The organism is Enterobacillus tribolii (assembly GCF_003363015.1).
Lineage (GTDB): Bacteria > Pseudomonadota > Gammaproteobacteria > Enterobacterales > Enterobacteriaceae > Enterobacillus > Enterobacillus tribolii.
This window is the reverse complement of sequence record NZ_QRAP01000004.1, coordinates 378840-394809: the sequence shown is the minus strand read 5'-3', so window position 1 is coordinate 394809 and position 15970 is coordinate 378840. Positions and strand designations below refer to the sequence as shown.

The following is a 15970-nucleotide window of genomic DNA, read 5'->3' as shown; positions in this document are numbered from 1 at the left end:
AATACGAACATGCTGAATTATGCCGGGCGGCTCGCCGCCTTCTCCCGTAGCGCGCGTTTACTGGCGTGGTGTTTACCCCTGCTGCTGCTGGCCGGTTGCGACGGGCCGGAACAGGTGAATATCGACGGAAAAACGATGGGAACGTATTACTCCGTGAAATACGTTCCGGGGGAAGGCGCGCCGTCTCCGCAGGTATTGCAGGCCGAGATCGACAAACGTCTGGAGCAGGTGAATAACCAGATGTCGACCTATCGCTCGAATTCGGAGATTAGCCGCTTCAACCAGAGCGATGCGGTAAATACGCCTTTCGCCGTCTCGCCTGAAACGGCGAAGGTGGTGCGCGAGGCGATCCGTATTCATGGCGTCACCGACGGCGCGCTGGATATTACCGTCGGACCGCTGGTGAACCTGTGGGGTTTTGGGCCGGAAGGCCGGCTGGAACGGGTTCCGACCGATGCGGAAATTGCGCAGCGTCGCGCCTGGGTGGGCATCGAAAACCTGTCCGTAGAAGGCGATACGCTGATTAAGCGTATTCCCCAGCTTTATCTGGATCTGTCATCGATCGCCAAAGGGTATGGCGTGGATGTGATCGCCGATTATCTGGCCTCGCAGAAGATCGTTAACTACATGGTGGATATCGGGGGCGAAATCCGTACCCGCGGCGTGAACGGTAACGATACAGCCTGGCGTATCGCCATCGAAAAACCGCAGGCGGGCATGAACCAGAGCGTGCAGGAGATTATTCAGCCCGGCGAGATGGCGGTGGCGACGTCGGGGGACTACCGCAATTATTTCGAGGTGGACGGAACGCGCTTCTCCCACGAAATTGACCCGAAAACCGGCCGTCCGGTGACGCATCATCTGGTGTCCATTACGGTGATCAGCCCGAGCTGCATGACGGCGGACGGTTTGTCCACCGGGCTGGACGTTATGGGACCGGAGCGCGGTATGGCGCTGGCTAACCTGCTGGGTATCCCGGTATTTATGATCGTAAAAACGGATAAGGGTTTTGAGGAGCGCTATTCCGATGCGTTTAAACCCTATCTGGCGAAAAAATCCTGAGGCGACGAGATGAAAGTTTTCATAATTACGTTTGCCGTGTTTTTGCTGATGATTTTCCTGATGTCGATTGGATATATCGTGAAACGCAGGAGCATACACGGCAGCTGCGGCGGTATCGCCGGGCTGGGGCTGGATAAAGTGTGTGACTGCCCCGAACCGTGCGAAGCGCGTAAAAAGCGTATGGCGCGCGAAAAGAACCGTATCCTGTAACTCCTTCACTCGACCCGGCCGTAACACGCGGCCGGGCCTGCATTGCTCAAACCCTCTTCACCAACGGCAAAATGCGTGTATACTTATACAGTGTTTTCTATCGTCATTTTGACCTATGCGCAAAATCATTCACGTTGATATGGACTGCTTCTATGCCGCCGTTGAAATGCGCGACTTTCCCGAGTTGCGTGATATTCCGTTGGCTATCGGCGGCAGCCGTGACCGGCGCGGAGTGATTAGCACCGCCAATTATCCGGCCCGGAAGTTCGGCGTTCGCAGCGCTATGCCGACGGCGCAGGCATTCAAACTTTGCCCGCATCTCACGCTGATCCCCGGCAGAATGGCGCTGTACAAAGACGTTTCCCTGCAAATCCGCGAAATCTTTGCGCGTTACACGCCGCTGATTGAGCCGCTCTCCCTGGATGAAGCCTATCTCGACGTAACGGACTGCACGCTGCTGCACGGTTCCGCCACGCTTATCGCCCGCCAAATCAGGCAGGACATTGAGCGGGAACTGAATCTGACCGCTTCCGCCGGCGTGGCGCCGGTGAAATTTCTGGCTAAGATTGCCTCCGACATCAATAAGCCCAACGGGATGTTCGTGATTACGCCGGAACAGATGCCGGAGTTTATCCGCCAGTTGCCGCTGTCTAAAATTCCCGGCGTGGGGAAAGTGACCGCCGCAAAGCTAAGCGAGCTGGGGCTGAATACCTGTGAAGACCTCCAGCGCTATCCGCTGGCGGATTTGCTGCACCGCTTCGGCAAGTTCGGGCGGGTGCTGTGGGAGCGTTGCCAGGGTCGGGATGAGCGCGAGGTTTCCCCGGACCGGCTGCGTAAATCGGTCGGCGTTGAGCATACGCTGGCCGAGGACATTCATGACTGGGAAAGCTGCGAGGTGTTGCTGGAGCGGCTTTATTCCGAGCTGGAGGGGCGTCTGCGCCGGGTTCAGCCCGATTTGCACATTGCCCGTCAGGGGGTGAAGCTGAAGTTTCATGACTTCCAGCAAACCACGCAGGAACACATATGGCCGGTGCTGGATAAGCGGGATTTGTTTGCGGTGGCGCGTCAGGCCTGGGACAGCCGCCGGTTGGGGCGCGGCGTGCGGCTGGTGGGATTACATGTTTCCCTGCTGGACCCGCAGGTGGAGAAGCAACTGAGCCTGGATATCGACGGTTAAGCGCCTGAATCAGGCGTTCCGCACCTGAAGCGCGGAACGCCTGGGCAGATTAGTCTTTCTCCGGGATCGCTTTCAGCAAGGCGGTCAGCAGCTGCCAGTACTGGCCTACGCTGCCGATGTGCACCTGCTCATCCGGGGAGTGAGGTCCGGTGATGGTCGGCCCGATAGAAACCATGTCCATGTCCGGATAGGGTTTCTTAAACAGCCCGCACTCCAGGCCGGCATGGATAACCATGATGTTCGGCGTTGCGTCGAACAGCTTCTGGTAGGTTTCGCGCACCAGATGCATCACCGGGGAGCTGGCGTCCGGCTTCCAGCCCGGATAGCTGCCCTTGGCTTCGACTTTGGCGCCGGCTAACTGGCCGAGCGCGTTCAGGGTGCTGACTACGCTGTCTTTACCGCTGTCGATCAGAGAGCGAATCAGGCAGATAATCTGCGCTTCCTGATCGTTGGTGGTGACTACGCCGACGTTCAGCGACGTTTCCACTACGCCCTTAACTTCGTCGCTCATGCGGATCACGCCGTTCGGCGTACCGTTCAGCAGGGCGATAAAGCGTTTCTGGCTGTCGGCGCTCAGGGCTTTGGCATCGCTGTGGCCCGGCTCTGTCAGGATGGTCAGGTTTTTCTCGACGGCGGCCAGCTCGCTTTTCAGGATCGCCTGATATTCTTGCGCCAGAGACTGCAATTTGCCGACGTTAGCCGCCGGAACCGCCAGCGTGGCGAACGCTTCGCGCGGAATGGCGTTGCGCAGGGTGCCGCCGTTCAGGTCCAGCACGCGCAGGCCAAGCTCTTGCGCATGGCCGAACAGGAAACGGGCCAGCAGCTTGTTGGCGTTGCCCAGTCCCAGATGAATATCACCGCCGGAGTGGCCGCCTTTCAGGCCTTTCAGGGTCAGCCTGATGATCTCATGACCCGCCGGTACGGCTTCGCGGCTGAGCGGCAGGGTGGTGATGAAGTCGATCCCGCCGGCGCAGCCCATATAGATTTCGCCTTCTTCTTCGGAATCGGTGTTGATCAGGATATCTCCCTGCAACCAGCCGGGTTGCAGGCCGAAAGCGCCTTCCATACCGGCTTCTTCCGTCATGGTCAGCAGCACTTCCAGCGGGCCGTGGGTTACGCTGTCGTCGGCCAGCACCGCCAGCGCGGAAGCCATCCCGATGCCGTTATCAGCGCCCAGCGTGGTGCCGCGCGCTTTTACCCAATCGCCGTCTACGTAGGCCTGAATCGGGTCTTTGGTGAAGTCATGATCGGTGTCGTTATTTTTTTGCGGCACCATGTCCAGGTGCGCCTGCAACACCACCGGCTTACGGTTTTCGAAGCCGCGGCTGGCTTTTTTACGTATCAGTACGTTGCCGACGGCGTCGCGTTCAACGTGAAGGCCTTTTTCTTTGGCCCAGGCCACAAGGTGATTCGCCAGCGCTTCTTCATGATATGAGGGGTGGGGAATCGCGCAGATGTCGGCAAAAATTTGCCACAACGGCTGCGGCGAAAGTTGAGACAGTTCAGACACGTTAAGTCTCCTGATATTGGTTGATCAGCATAAGAAAAAGTTGCTGAGCGTTAGGGTAAGCGGAATTCTTCTCACTATTGCAGAGAATACCACCATATCCCGCTCCTTGGGCAGACTATGGTGCTAAATCGTTGTCATAGTTTTTGCTTATTGGTGACAAGTGCTGGTTTTTGTGGCGTTGGCTCTCTATAATCTCGCGCAACCTTTTTTCCCCTGTCTAAATTTTGTAAGCCGTTTTCGCATCGGCTGGGATACTTTGTATGAGTGAAAAATACGTTGTTACTTGGGACATGTTGCAAATGCAAGCGCGCAAGCTGGCTCACCGCCTGTTGCCGGCAGACCAGTGGAAAGGCATCATTGCAGTAAGCCGCGGCGGTCTGGTTCCCTCCGCCCTGCTGGCTCGTGAACTGGGTATCCGTCACGTGGACACCGTCTGTATCTCCAGCTATGACCACAACAATCAGCGCGAACTGAAGGTGCTTAAACGCGCCGAAGGCGACGGCGAAGGTTTTATCGTCGTTGACGATCTGGTGGATACTGGCGGCACCGCGAAGGCGATCCGCGATATGTATCCCAAAGCGCACTTCGTGACGATTTTCGCCAAGCCGGCCGGGCGTCCGCTGGTGGATGACTACGTGGTTGATATCCCGCAGGATACCTGGATTGAACAGCCCTGGGATATGGCCGTTACCTTCGTTGAGCCTATCGGCGGCCGGTAAGTCAAAGCGAGACATTATCTAAATGTGCGCCCGGCTTGTGCCGGGCGTTTGTTTTTGGGCCGCACTCTCTTATACACTAATCCCCCCGGCGTCTTTGTGTATTACCGGGCGTAATTATTGTGTAACGGAGGCAATACCCATCCATGTCCCAGGCCAATCTTTCTGAAACCCTGTTTAAACCTTCTGTTAAGGATCGTGAAACGTCGACGCTGGTCAATCTCAGCGGCCATACGGAGCCGTTGCACGTGGCTGACTCCGCGCTGGAAGGGGTAAAACAGGCGAATTGGTATCGTACAATCAACGTTCTGATGTGGACATGGCGCGGTATCGATCCGATTGAAATTGAACATGTGTTGTCGCGTATCGCGGCATCCGACGCCCGGCGCAGCGACGATCGGTTGCTGGACACCGTAATCGGCTATCGCAGCGGCAACTGGGCGTATGAGTGGTCCCATCAGGCGATGGAGTGGCAGCGCAAGGCCGGCACGGAAGCGGATGCCCAGCGTGCCGGTGAGCACTGGCTGAAAGCCGCCACGTTATACAGCATCGCCGGCTATCCGCATCTGAAAGGCGATGATTTGGCCGAGCAGGCCGGCGCGCTCTCTAACCGGGCCTATGAAGAAGCGGCCAAACGCCTTTCCTACGAGCTGAAAGAGCTCTCTTTCCCCGTTGAGGGCGGGCGCAGCATCACCGGTTTTTTGCACATGCCCTCTGCCGAAGGCGGGCCTTTCCCCACGGTGATCATCTGCAACAGCCTGGACATGCTGCAAAGCGATAATCACCGTTTGTTCCGCGACTACCTGGCGCCAAGGGGGATCGCGATGCTGACCGTCGATATGCCGTCCGTCGGGTTCTCCTCCGCGTTTAAGCTCACCCAGGATTCCAGCCGCCTGCATCAGGCCGTGCTCAATGCGCTGCCGGACGTTCCCTGGATAGACCATACGCAGGTTTCCGCTTTCGGCCTGCGCTTCGGCGCCAACGTGGCGATGCGTCTGGCTTATCTGGAGTCCAGACGCCTGCGCAGCGTGGCCTGCCTGGGACCGATCGTACACAGCCTGCTGTGCGACCAGCGTTGTCAGGACAGCGTTCCGGGAATGTACATTGACGTGCTGGCCAGCCGGATGGGGATGGACAGCGCAACGGCGACGGCGCTGCGTACCGAGCTGAACTGCTATTCCCTGAAAACACAGGGATTGCTGGGGCGGCGCTGTGCGACGCCGGTGCTGGCCGGCTTCTGGAAAAAGGATCCGTTCAGCCCGGAAGACGAGGCGAAGCGGATCGTTAGCTCGTCCGCAGACGGCAAGCTTCTGGCAATTCCGTCAACGCCGGTGTACGAAAGTTTTGATCGCGCTTTACACCAGATATGTGACTGGATACAAAATAAAATGCGTTAAGCGGATTGCTAATTTTTGATTATTTGTTAAAAAAGAGTAACCATTAATGGAGGATGCTGTATGACATTACCCAGTGGTTACCCTAAAGGCCGCTTAGTGAAGAAATTCACTGCATTAGGTCCTTATCTGCGCGAAACGCAGTGTCAGGAAAACCGTTTCTTTTTCGATTGCCTTGCCGTATGCGTTAATGTGAAACCCAGCCCGGAGAAGCGGGAATTCTGGGGCTGGTGGATGGAGCTTGATGCCGATGAGACAGGATTCTCCTACAGCTATACATTGGGGCTGTATGACAAACTGGGTATTTGGCGTGAGCAGGACATCAAAGACGCTGATGTTTTGCAACGGGTGGAGCAAACGCTGCGCGATTTTCATGCCAACCTGCACACGTTGATCGCTTCGCTGCCGCTGGAATTTCGTCCTGCTGCTGATTTTTCCGGTGATTTGCTGCGTTTACGCGCCTGAATGACCTCTCCGCGCTAAGGCGCTAAAATTTATCCCCGTATTTCGCGTCGTGCTGGTTGGCATGACGCAGCTCTCCTGATACAAAGACAGTTTGCGCTTTCAACATCACCGACGTCCCGGATGGGGCGTTTCAACGTAACGGCAGAAAGATTATGAGTGGCAGCCAAACATTGGTTGTGAAGCTGGGCACCAGCGTGTTAACCGGGGGATCCCGTCGTTTGAACCGTGCCCATATCGTAGAGTTGGTCCGTCAGTGTGCGCAGCAGCACGCCGCCGGTCATCGTATCGTTATTGTCACTTCCGGGGCGATTGCCGCGGGCAGGGAGCATTTGGGGTATCCGGAACTGCCGGCGACCATTGCCTCTAAGCAACTGCTGGCGGCAGTTGGGCAAAGCCGCCTGATTCAGCTTTGGGAGCAACTGTTTTCCATTTATGGCATTCACATCGGTCAGATGCTGCTGACCAGGGCCGATCTGGAAGATCGCGAGCGCTTCCTGAACGCGCGCGATACTCTGCACGCCCTGATGGACAACCGCATCGTGCCGGTGATCAATGAGAATGACGCCGTCGCCACGGCGGAAATCAAGGTCGGCGACAATGACAACTTATCGGCGTTGGCGGCGATTCTGGGCGGCGCAGACAAGCTGTTGCTGTTAACCGATCAGGCTGGTCTGTATACCGCCGATCCGCGTAATAATCCGCAGGCGGAGCTGATCCGCGAAGTCACCAGCATCGACGACGCGCTGCGCGGCATTGCCGGCGACAGCGTTTCCGGGTTAGGCACCGGCGGAATGGCGACCAAGCTGCAGGCCGCCGACATTGCCTGTCGCGCGGGGATCGACGTGATTATTGCCGCAGGCAGTAAGCCGGGCGTTATCGCCGACGTGATCAACGATGTTTCCACCGGCACGCGTTTCCATGCATTGGAAACGCCGCTGGAAAACCGTAAGCGCTGGATCTTCGGCGCGCCGCCGGCCGGGGAGATTACCGTGGATGATGGTGCGGTTTCCGCCATTCTGGAACGCGGCAGTTCGTTGCTGCCCAAAGGGATTCGCAACGTCAGCGGCAACTTTTCGCGCGGTGAGGTGGTGCGTATCCGCAACCTCGCCGGACGCGATCTGGCGCACGGCGTCAGCCGCTATAACAGCGATGCGTTGCGCCTGATTGCGGGGCGTCATTCGCAGGAAATCAGCGGCATACTGGGCTATGAATATGGTCCGGTATCCGTTCACCGCGACGATATGATCGTTATCTGAGGAGAGCGGAATGTTAGAGGAAATGGGGAAAGCCGCCAAACGGGCATCTTACCGGCTTGCCGTATTGAGCACGGCGCAGAAAGATCGGGCGTTGGCAATGATCGCTGATTTTCTGGAGCAGGAGTGCGAATCTATTTTGATGGCTAACCGCCTGGACGTGGACAATGCACGCCAGGGCGGGATGAGCGAAGCATTGCTCGATCGCCTGGCGTTGAATGAAACGCGCCTGGCGGCGATTGCCAGCGATGTGCGTCAGGTGTGCCGCCTGAGCGATCCGGTTGGCCGGGTGATTGACGGCAGCGTATTGGATAACGGGCTGACGCTGGAGCGGCGCCGGGTGCCGCTCGGCGTGGTCGGCGTGATTTACGAAGCGCGGCCGAACGTGACCATCGACGTGGCGACGCTGTGCCTTAAAACCGGCAACGCGGTGATTTTGCGCGGCGGCAAAGAAACGCATCACACCAATCAAGCGATGGTGAAGGTGGTGCAGCGTGCGCTGGAGCAGGCCGGGCTGCCGGGCGATGCGATACAGGCGATTGAAAATCCTGACCGGGCGCTGGTGGCGGAGATGCTGAAGCTGGATCGCTATATCGACATGCTGATCCCGCGCGGCGGGGCCGGTTTACACAAGCTGTGCCGTGAAAATTCTACGATCCCGGTGATTACCGGCGGCATCGGGGTTTGCCATATTTATGTCGATGCCGATATTCATTTCGACAGCGCCCTGAACGTGATTGAGAATGCCAAAACGCAGCGCCCCAGTACCTGTAATACGGTGGAGACGTTGCTGGTTAGTCAGGCCGTTGCCGCTTCGTTTCTGCCTGCGCTCAGCGTAAAAATGCAGGAGGCCGGAGTCACGTTGCATGCCTGCCCTCGCTGCCTGCCGTTGTTGCAGTCTGGCCCGGCGGCGGTGTTGCCTTTGCAGGGCGCGGAATTGGATGACGAATGGCTGTCGCTCGATCTGAACGTGGTAATGGTGGGGGATCTCGACGGCGCGATAGAGCATATCCGTGAGCACGGCACCGGGCACTCCGACGCGATTCTGACGCAGACCATGGCGCATGCCGATCGCTTTGTGCGTGAGGTGGATTCCGCTGCGGTTTACGTGAACGCGAGTACGCGTTTCACCGACGGTGGTCAGTTTGGGTTGGGGGCGGAGGTTGCCGTCAGTACCCAGAAACTTCACGCCCGCGGCCCGATGGGGCTGGAGGCGCTGACTACCTATAAATGGATTGGCCGCGGCGATAATTTAGTGCGGCGCTGAGGATTGCGGGCCTGCGGGAAAACGGCAGGCCCTTCATTTTTACTCCGCTACTTTTACGATAAGCTTCCCGAAGTTTTTCCCTTCCAGCAGTCCGCAAAAGGCGTCCAGCGCATTTTCCAGGCCTTCTACCACGTCTTCGCGGAAGGTGATTTTCCCCTGTTGCAGCCAGCCGCTCATCGCCTGGTAAAATTCAGGATAGCGTGGGCCATAGTCCATTCCGATAATAAACCCCTGCACGCGCATGCGTTTCTTTAAGATGGTGCCCATCAGCAGCGGCAGGCGATCCTGCATCTGGGTGTCGCGTGCGCCGTTATACTGGCTAATCATGCCGCATACCGGAATACGGGCACTGGTGTTCAGCAGCGGAAAAACGGCGTCAAAGACCGCGCCGCCGACGTTTTCGTAATAGACGTCGATACCCTGCGGACAGGCCGCCTGTAACAGGACGGGAAAGTTTGCCGCGCGGTGGTCGATAGCGGCATCAAACCCCAGCTCCTCCTTGATATAGCGGCATTTTTCCTCTCCGCCGGCAATGCCGACCACCCGACATCCCTGCAATTTTGCTACCTGACCAACCACGGAACCCACTGCACCGCTTGCGGCGGCCACGACGACGGTTTCACCGGCCTTGGGCTGGCCGATGTCCATCAGCCCCATGTAGCCGGTGAAACCCGGCATCCCGAGTACGCCGAGCGCCATCGAAGGGCGCGGCATGGCGGGGTCCAGCTTTTGCAGACCGCTGCCGTCGGACAGGGCATAGTCCTGCCAACCGCCGTAGGCGAGCACGAGGTCGCCTTCCCGGAATTTATCATGGTGGGATTTCTCGACCCGGCAAACGGTGCCGCCGACAATCACGTCGCCCAGCGCCAGCGGCGGGGAGTAAGACGGCGTGTCGTCCATACGACCGCGCATGTAAGGGTCGAGGGATAAATACAGGGTGCGCAGCAGAACCTGGCCCTGAGAGGGGGAGGGGACGGCGCTTTGTACCAGTTTAACGTCCTCATGCGTTGGCATGCCCTGCGGGCGCCTGGCGAGGATAAACTGACGGTTAACGGTGTTTAGCTGAGGCATGGAAACTCCTTAACGCAACGCGGTGCCGGATACACCGCAGAATAGGAAGAGACTAGCGCAAAGCGATGCAAAGAGGTGATGTTTACGTGCGCCTGGTGCTGATAAAATCGCCATATAAACGGCATCCTCTTGACGCTGCCAGCGATTTTCACTATGTTAGGCACCGCACTTCTCAGTAAGTCCTGAACGCCCCCAGTGCCGGTATAGCTCAGTTGGTAGAGCAGCGCATTCGTAATGCGAAGGTCGTAGGTTCGACTCCTATTACCGGCACCACTTCATGAAGTTTCATAAAAAAACAACACGTTATAAAGATTACAACGTCGTTTTTGTCTGCTCTTTTGTAGGTAATTCTGTCTACCAAACTGTCTCCGTGAGTTGATGGTTATCATGTATGTTAACACATAAACTTTTTCCTTAGATGTTTCTCTATAGACTGCTTGAAGCATCACCACTATGATTAGGTTTGCTTATCATACAAGGAGGTGGAACTTGGATACGGTTGAGGAGTTGAAAGGGACTTATTTCTACGGCGGATTAACAAATTTATCCGCTGGAGAGTTGTTCTTCTGGGTGATGGTGGATAGTACGGCTGAACACTTTACAGGCTCAACTGTAGCAAAGGATGTTGCGGCGGCGGCGGCTATTTACCTTGGTCAAAACAACATACGTGTATCCGGTAAACTGGCTGGAGCAACACCGGGAACATCCAGAGCCTCCCAAATAGCAAGACAACAGCTTAAAGGTATCTATATGCCGATGCGCTTGCCTACGATTGTTGGAGGGCCTTCGAATATGAAGATCATAATGACCAAAAAACTATCCACATTTGTTGGTCGTGCGGTTCCTGTCATTGGCTGGTTTGTCATTGCTGCCGATGTTGCTCAAATAGCGTGGAATACAACCTCTGCATATAATCGTATTGCTCGTGCTGGGGATAAGTTATGGTAATGGATGACGAGATAGAAAAAGCAGTGTTTGCTTTAGTTGAAGAATATAATGGGGTAAGCCTGTTTACCTTTAAAAGGTACAAGCTAACGAAGGATACTGATTTAAACAAAGATTTTAAGATGGCTCCTGAGGATGCCTATGAACTTCTGACGCGATATACGGAGCTGTTTTCTATAGACCCTCAGGCTGTTTTTTTTGATAAATACTTTCCTGAAAAAAAACGATATGGTTTACCGCTTACTATAGGGATGCTAATAGAGTCAGCCAAAGCGGGACAGTGGTTATATTAAGAATAACTTAAAAATGGCAGTAATCTTGTCTGGTACGGAAACAGAGGTGAGCAGCATAGATAAGGCAGTTGGGATTACTAAACAGCCCTTTGGTGAGAGCGATGAACTTGATAAAGCGATACTTACAGTTTCAAATGAGCCAGGGGGCTTTCTGCCTGTTTATCTCAGGGAGAATATGAGTAGCTATTGCCGTAGTTGTTAATAGTGATAATGAATAGAATTTGCCGGTCAAAGGAAAGTACGCTTTTTAGGTGTCAGTGATAAAAATACTTTTGCGTTGTATGAATATACGCTTTCTGATTTTTTAAAACAGCGGGGCTGATAAGGATGAAAAAGATTTTGTCTGTTAGTATATTGGCTTTTTCACTTTCTGGTTGTGGAATACACTATAATAATCCCGATCCGCCACAGTTCAGAGCCTCAGTTACTGCAGTTGATAATAAAGTTTGTTTTATAGTTAAACCTGAAAAAAATGAACGTATAAACGCTATTACTATTGGCGAGGCAGGCAATGATGAAAATGTTCTATATAAGAGCAACTTAAATATGCCTGTTTCTGAGGGGCAATGTGTTGATGATTTTGGCTATAAATTTGAAGTTGGCAAATCCTATCATTTCACAGCACGATTAGATTCTCCTCCAAAACAAGGAATTTCGCCAGATATTCGTATCTTCAATGCTGACTTTATTTTGAAAGATAATAACGGAAAGATTGAGGTGACAAGATTTAACTCTTATTAATCAATATATTGAGTTTTCATAAAAACCGGGCTAGTCCCGGTTTTTATGAAAACGTTCTGCTATTTCCGCCAGAGCCTGAACCACTGGTTCACACACCGTCTTTCCAACTGCAATATGAAGCCTCATATATTCGCGCGTCGCGGCGGTAATGACGCTGTAGAACGTTTAACATGATCCAGAATTCTGAACACTCTCCGTTTTCCTGATAAAAAACAGGATGTCATCCTGCAGGGCTACAATCTGCAGCCTTCAAAAGAGAAATAATACCCTCATATTTGCTGTAACGTTTATTGCCACAACAATACAAATGAAACGCTGTCTATGTTGTGAACTTCCCAATCCACGGACTGTTTACGTCCTGAGACCAAAGCTGCAAGAGCATCTCTCTGAACTTTTCGGCCGCCGGGCTCAGGGCTGTTTCCCTGCGCTGAACAAGTCCCAACGTTCGACGAATGACAGGTTCAACTAACGGGCGACTTACAAGGATGTGATGCTCATCGGTCGGCATCGCCAGACTGGGTACTACCGCAACGCCAAGGCCGGCCTCCACCATGCCGAGCGATGTTGACAGATGCCTGACTTCGTAAAACCAATTGGGCTTCCACTCCATACCTTCAAGCGCCCGGTCTATCAACGACCGGTTACCGCTTGAACGTCTTACGCCGATGAGTCTTAAACCGGCCAGATCTTTCCACATAACCAACTGTTTTTGCGCTAACTCGTGGTCGCGCCGACAGGCCAAAACGAAGGGTTCATTCACGAGCGGTGTGAAATCGATATTAGGATGTGTGATGTTTATCATGTTTATACCGAAATCCGCATCGCCATTTAATACTGCTTCAAGGCAGTCGCTTGCGCTGTGCTCCAGGATTCGAATACGGATATTGGGATAGTGATTGTTATAATCTCTGATAACCGAAGGAAGGAAATAGAACGCAGCAGTGGGCAGGCAGGATAGCGTAATAACACCGATCTGGTGCGTAGCCATTTCCTTAATGCTCAGGATCGAGCTTTCATAGAAATCGATTAAATTCTTTGCCTTAGGTAAAAATTCCCTCCCTACCGCCGTGAGCTTAACATTCCTGGTCGACCGTTCAAATAACGTCGCTCCCAGACTATCCTCAAGCTTTTTAAGTCTGCGTGTTAATGCAGGCTGTGAAATATGAAGGAAATGTGATGCTCTTGTGAAGCATCCAATTTCTGCAATCTTAACAAAAGCTTGTATGCCTTGTAGCTCATGCTGCATGTGATTTCACTCCCTATACTCACCGTATGGCAACCACACTAACCTAACGTCTATTTATGCGCAAAGCGTATTAATGGTTTGTTTTTTGACATTAGAGTTCTTTATTTGATTATGGAATCCTGACGTTGCTCTTACCAATATGTGAAATGAGAAGACAAAAATGTTGAAGATTCCTTGCGTGCTGATGCGTGGTGGTACTTCCAAAGGTCCGGTTATCCTGGCCAGCGATTTACCGACAAAAATTGAGGAAAGGGATGCTGTGCTGCTTGGTTTGATGGGTGCCGGTCATGAACTCGAAATTGATGGTATTGGTGGGGGAAGCCCCCAAACCAGCAAGGTTGCTATCGTTAGTCCGTCGGACAGTCCTGATGCGGATGTCGACTATTTGTTCGTACAGGTTATGGTTAACGAACGCCGCGTCGATACGACGCCCAACTGCGGTAACATGCTGTGTGCCGTTGGTCCTTTTGCGATTGAAAAAGGCCTTGTTAAAGCAAAAAATCCCGTCACGACAGTGCGTATCCGTAATCTCAATACCGGAACGCTGGTTGATGCAGAAGTACAGACGCCGGACTTTTATGTCAATTACGAAGGCGATACGCACATTGACGGCGTACCTGGCACTGCGGCACCTGTTGGTCTGACATTTCTGAACTCAGCGGGTTGTAAGACGGGTAAGCTACTGCCAACCGGTAATGTGATTGATGTGATCGATGGTGTGGAAGTGACCTGTATCGATATGGCCATGCCGATGGTGTTGATTAATGCCGAACTGATGGGAAAAACGGGTGGCGAAACCCCGGCGGAACTTGATAACGATCGTGTGTTCATGGCGCGGCTTGAAAAAATTCGCCGTCAGGCCGGCATAGCAATGGGATTTGGCGATGTCTCTGATAAAGTCATTCCCAAGCCTGTGCTTTTGAGTAAACCGAGCGCGGGGGGGACAATCAAAGTGCGTTACTTTATGCCCCACACATGCCATAAATCTCTGGCTATTACAGGGTCAATCGGTATTTCAACGGCAACCATTATTGAAAATTCCGTCGCTCATAAAATTGTTTCAGGTCATCCCAAGGTACCTTATACCAATATCATTAATATCGAACATCCCAGTGGAAAGATTTGCGTCTCGTTACTCAAAGAGGGAAGTGAGATAGAGAAAACTCGCGCGGCAGTTATTCGTACTTCCCGCAAGCTTTTCGAAGGTACCGTTTGCGTTCCGGAATATGTTGTATCAGAAGCTAGCTAATATTTTTAATCATTGAAACAAACAATGCCTCTTAGCTCCCGGGAGCTACAGTACCCTGCACCAAAAATATAATATTGAGGATGTTATGTCTGTAATGAATGCTAAAAATAGCCTGAATGTTCCCGATTCGGCTAAAGTGAGTACCTATATACGTGTCATATTGGCGCTGGCTTTATCCGGGTTGGCTGAATTAGCCTCTCTTTTCTTTATTCAGCCGCTATTACCGATTCTGGCCATTGAATATGATGTGCCGGTCAGTCAGGTGAGTATTATTCTCTCCGCGGAAACGGCGCTTCTGGCAATCGGCCTCTTATTTACCGGAACATTATCCGATCACTATGGCAGAAAAAAGCTGATCATTGTTTCCCTGTTGTTAGGTGGTTTTCTGACGCTGCTGTGCCCGTTGGTTGAGTCATGGGCGATGCTGGTTGCCCTGCGTGCCGTTATTGGGCTGGCGCTCAGTGGTATTGCTGCCGCTGCAACGGCCTATATCAGTGAAGAAGTCGCTCCCGTTGTTGCAGGGATTGTCACAGGCTACTTCGTCTTTGGTAATTCAATGGGAGGGATGTCCGGACGTATTATTGCCAGCCAACTGATTGAACATATTTCGATAAATACGATCTTCTATGGTTTTGCTGTCAGCTTGATTGTGGTGGCGGTTCTGGTCAACTTCCTGCTGCCGGCCTCTAAAAACTTTACACCAACGCAAAATCTGAACGTTTTGCGTGTCGTGAAAGGCGGTGCTGCGCATTTTAAAAATAAAAAACTGGCTCTGGCGTTTGTTATCAGCTTCATCATATTTGGTGTGTTTACTTCTCTTTATAACTATCTGGCTTTCTTCCTTAAAGGCGAACCGTTCCATATTTCGCCGGCAAATGCAGGTCTGCTTTCATTTAGCTTCGCATTAAGTTTCTTCACCGCACCTCAGGCGGGTCGTTTTGCCGCAAAATATGGCAGCATGAACGTTCTGCGCGTGCTGTTTATGATTATGGCTCTGGGAATGCTGCTGACGCTGACGTCTAATGTTGTCACATTTATTATTGGCTCAGTAATTTTCACTGGCTGTTTCTTTGGCTGTCACTCCATTGGTCTGAGCTGGGTCAGTAAGAATGCAACGCAGGCGCGTGGTCAGGCCGTTGCCCTGTATCTGTTCTTTTACTATATGGGAGGATCGGTTATCGGTTTTGTGAACGGTTTCGTCTTCCACTCCATGGGTTGGCAAGGTATGACGGCTTTCATTATTGCATTACTCGGTGTGGGGGCCGTTGTCGCGACATATTTATCCTCCAGCGAAAGAAAAGCCCTGGTACCGGCAGAGTCTTTAAAATAACGCATTAACCATTCACGCCACATTTGCGTGGCGTGAACAAA

The 15970-nt window shown here is 53.1% G+C and carries 16 protein-coding genes and 1 tRNA gene; 14 read left to right on the top strand and 3 right to left on the bottom strand.

Annotated features, from left to right (window positions below; translation table 11 throughout):
- Nucleotides 1-9 precede the first annotated feature (9 nt).
- From C8D90_RS11145 to dinB, 3 genes are all read left to right on the top strand, one after another.
- Complete coding sequence (locus tag C8D90_RS11145; protein ID WP_115458516.1) at nt 10-1062, top strand: FAD:protein FMN transferase; 1053 nt, start codon at nt 10-12, stop codon at nt 1060-1062.
- Between the two features lie 9 nt (nt 1063-1071).
- Nucleotides 1072-1272, top strand: coding sequence for a (Na+)-NQR maturation NqrM (gene nqrM / locus C8D90_RS11140; RefSeq protein WP_115458515.1), 201 nt, complete (start codon nt 1072-1074; stop codon nt 1270-1272).
- 115 nt (nt 1273-1387) lie between these two features.
- Complete coding sequence (gene dinB, locus C8D90_RS11135) at nt 1388-2449, top strand: DNA polymerase IV (RefSeq protein WP_115458514.1); 1062 nt, start codon at nt 1388-1390, stop codon at nt 2447-2449.
- A gap of 49 nt (nt 2450-2498) precedes the next feature.
- On the opposite strand, the gene pepD is transcribed toward dinB, so the two are convergent.
- The gene (gene pepD / locus C8D90_RS11130) at nt 2499-3959 is read right to left on the bottom strand and encodes a beta-Ala-His dipeptidase (protein ID WP_115458513.1); all 1461 of its coding nucleotides are present in this window, start codon (nt 3957-3959) and stop codon (nt 2499-2501) included.
- Nucleotides 3960-4219: 260 nt separating this feature from the next.
- Here pepD and gpt point away from each other — a divergent pair, with 260 nt between their 5' ends.
- The 5 genes from gpt (at nt 4220) to proA (ending at nt 9054) form a co-directional block, all read left to right on the top strand.
- On the top strand, nt 4220-4678 hold the full coding sequence (gene gpt, locus C8D90_RS11125) for a xanthine phosphoribosyltransferase (RefSeq protein ID WP_115458512.1): 459 nt from the start codon (nt 4220-4222) through the stop codon (nt 4676-4678).
- Between the two features lie 143 nt (nt 4679-4821).
- The gene (gene frsA / locus C8D90_RS11120) at nt 4822-6072 is read left to right on the top strand and encodes an esterase FrsA (protein ID WP_115458511.1); all 1251 of its coding nucleotides are present in this window, start codon (nt 4822-4824) and stop codon (nt 6070-6072) included.
- Between the two features lie 60 nt (nt 6073-6132).
- Nucleotides 6133-6534 (top strand): sigma factor-binding protein Crl, encoded by a 402-nt coding sequence (crl, locus tag C8D90_RS11115; RefSeq protein ID WP_115458510.1) that lies wholly within the window; start codon nt 6133-6135, stop codon nt 6532-6534.
- Between the two features lie 152 nt (nt 6535-6686).
- Nucleotides 6687-7790: a glutamate 5-kinase gene (proB, locus tag C8D90_RS11110; RefSeq protein WP_115458509.1), complete on the top strand. Its 1104-nt coding sequence runs from the start codon at nt 6687-6689 to the stop codon at nt 7788-7790.
- Nucleotides 7791-7800: 10 nt separating this feature from the next.
- A complete protein-coding gene (gene proA, locus C8D90_RS11105; RefSeq protein WP_115458508.1) occupies nt 7801-9054 on the top strand; it encodes a glutamate-5-semialdehyde dehydrogenase in 1254 nt (417 codons plus the stop codon).
- A gap of 39 nt (nt 9055-9093) precedes the next feature.
- On the opposite strand, the gene C8D90_RS11100 is transcribed toward proA, so the two are convergent.
- A complete protein-coding gene (locus C8D90_RS11100; RefSeq protein WP_115458507.1) occupies nt 9094-10125 on the bottom strand; it encodes an NADP-dependent oxidoreductase in 1032 nt (343 codons plus the stop codon).
- A gap of 197 nt (nt 10126-10322) precedes the next feature.
- Between C8D90_RS11100 and C8D90_RS11095 the strand changes: the two genes are divergently transcribed.
- The 4 genes from C8D90_RS11095 to C8D90_RS21970 all read left to right on the top strand — a co-directional run bounded on the left by C8D90_RS11095 (nt 10323) and on the right by C8D90_RS21970 (nt 12104).
- Nucleotides 10323-10398, top strand: a tRNA-Thr gene (locus C8D90_RS11095).
- A 216-nt stretch (nt 10399-10614) separates the two neighbouring features.
- Entirely contained in the window at nt 10615-11073 is a 459-nt protein-coding gene (locus C8D90_RS11090) for an STM2901 family protein (protein ID WP_115458506.1), read from the top strand.
- The gene (locus tag C8D90_RS11085; RefSeq protein ID WP_376744986.1) at nt 11073-11363 is read left to right on the top strand and encodes a DUF1493 family protein; all 291 of its coding nucleotides are present in this window, start codon (nt 11073-11075) and stop codon (nt 11361-11363) included. Before C8D90_RS11090 ends, C8D90_RS11085 begins: the two co-directional genes overlap by 1 nt.
- A gap of 327 nt (nt 11364-11690) precedes the next feature.
- Nucleotides 11691-12104 (top strand): putative T6SS immunity periplasmic lipoprotein, encoded by a 414-nt coding sequence (locus C8D90_RS21970; RefSeq protein WP_147291354.1) that lies wholly within the window; start codon nt 11691-11693, stop codon nt 12102-12104.
- Between the two features lie 319 nt (nt 12105-12423).
- Here C8D90_RS21970 and C8D90_RS11080 read toward each other — a convergent pair whose 3' ends face one another.
- Nucleotides 12424-13350, bottom strand: a complete 927-nt coding sequence (locus tag C8D90_RS11080; protein ID WP_115458504.1) for a LysR family transcriptional regulator — start codon at nt 13348-13350, stop codon at nt 12424-12426.
- A gap of 160 nt (nt 13351-13510) precedes the next feature.
- Here C8D90_RS11080 and C8D90_RS11075 point away from each other — a divergent pair, with 160 nt between their 5' ends.
- Together C8D90_RS11075 and C8D90_RS11070 are read left to right on the top strand one after the other, a co-directional pair.
- Nucleotides 13511-14599 carry a 4-oxalomesaconate tautomerase gene (locus C8D90_RS11075; RefSeq protein WP_115458503.1) on the top strand — a complete coding sequence of 363 codons (1089 nt, stop codon included), beginning with the start codon at nt 13511-13513 and terminating at the stop codon, nt 14597-14599.
- A gap of 85 nt (nt 14600-14684) precedes the next feature.
- Nucleotides 14685-15929 (top strand): MFS transporter, encoded by a 1245-nt coding sequence (locus C8D90_RS11070; RefSeq protein WP_115458502.1) that lies wholly within the window; start codon nt 14685-14687, stop codon nt 15927-15929.
- Nucleotides 15930-15970 lie beyond the last annotated feature (41 nt).

What these genes read in the sequence shown, in the direction of transcription:
- C8D90_RS11080 (WP_115458504.1), bottom strand. Translation starts at nt 13,350, where the DNA reads ATGCAGCATGAGCTACAAGGCATACAAGCTTTTGTTAAGATTGCAGAA.
- crl (WP_115458510.1), top strand. Translation starts at nt 6,133, where the DNA reads ATGACATTACCCAGTGGTTACCCTAAAGGCCGCTTAGTGAAGAAATTC.
- nqrM (WP_115458515.1), top strand. Translation starts at nt 1,072, where the DNA reads ATGAAAGTTTTCATAATTACGTTTGCCGTGTTTTTGCTGATGATTTTC.
- dinB (WP_115458514.1), top strand. Translation starts at nt 1,388, where the DNA reads ATGCGCAAAATCATTCACGTTGATATGGACTGCTTCTATGCCGCCGTT.
- C8D90_RS11085 (WP_376744986.1), top strand. Translation starts at nt 11,073, where the DNA reads ATGGATGACGAGATAGAAAAAGCAGTGTTTGCTTTAGTTGAAGAATAT.
- C8D90_RS11145 (WP_115458516.1), top strand. Translation starts at nt 10, where the DNA reads ATGCTGAATTATGCCGGGCGGCTCGCCGCCTTCTCCCGTAGCGCGCGT.
- frsA (WP_115458511.1), top strand. Translation starts at nt 4,822, where the DNA reads ATGTCCCAGGCCAATCTTTCTGAAACCCTGTTTAAACCTTCTGTTAAG.
- proB (WP_115458509.1), top strand. Translation starts at nt 6,687, where the DNA reads ATGAGTGGCAGCCAAACATTGGTTGTGAAGCTGGGCACCAGCGTGTTA.
- C8D90_RS11070 (WP_115458502.1), top strand. Translation starts at nt 14,685, where the DNA reads ATGTCTGTAATGAATGCTAAAAATAGCCTGAATGTTCCCGATTCGGCT.
- C8D90_RS11075 (WP_115458503.1), top strand. Translation starts at nt 13,511, where the DNA reads ATGTTGAAGATTCCTTGCGTGCTGATGCGTGGTGGTACTTCCAAAGGT.
- gpt (WP_115458512.1), top strand. Translation starts at nt 4,220, where the DNA reads ATGAGTGAAAAATACGTTGTTACTTGGGACATGTTGCAAATGCAAGCG.
- C8D90_RS21970 (WP_147291354.1), top strand. Translation starts at nt 11,691, where the DNA reads ATGAAAAAGATTTTGTCTGTTAGTATATTGGCTTTTTCACTTTCTGGT.
- C8D90_RS11100 (WP_115458507.1), bottom strand. Translation starts at nt 10,125, where the DNA reads ATGCCTCAGCTAAACACCGTTAACCGTCAGTTTATCCTCGCCAGGCGC.
- proA (WP_115458508.1), top strand. Translation starts at nt 7,801, where the DNA reads ATGTTAGAGGAAATGGGGAAAGCCGCCAAACGGGCATCTTACCGGCTT.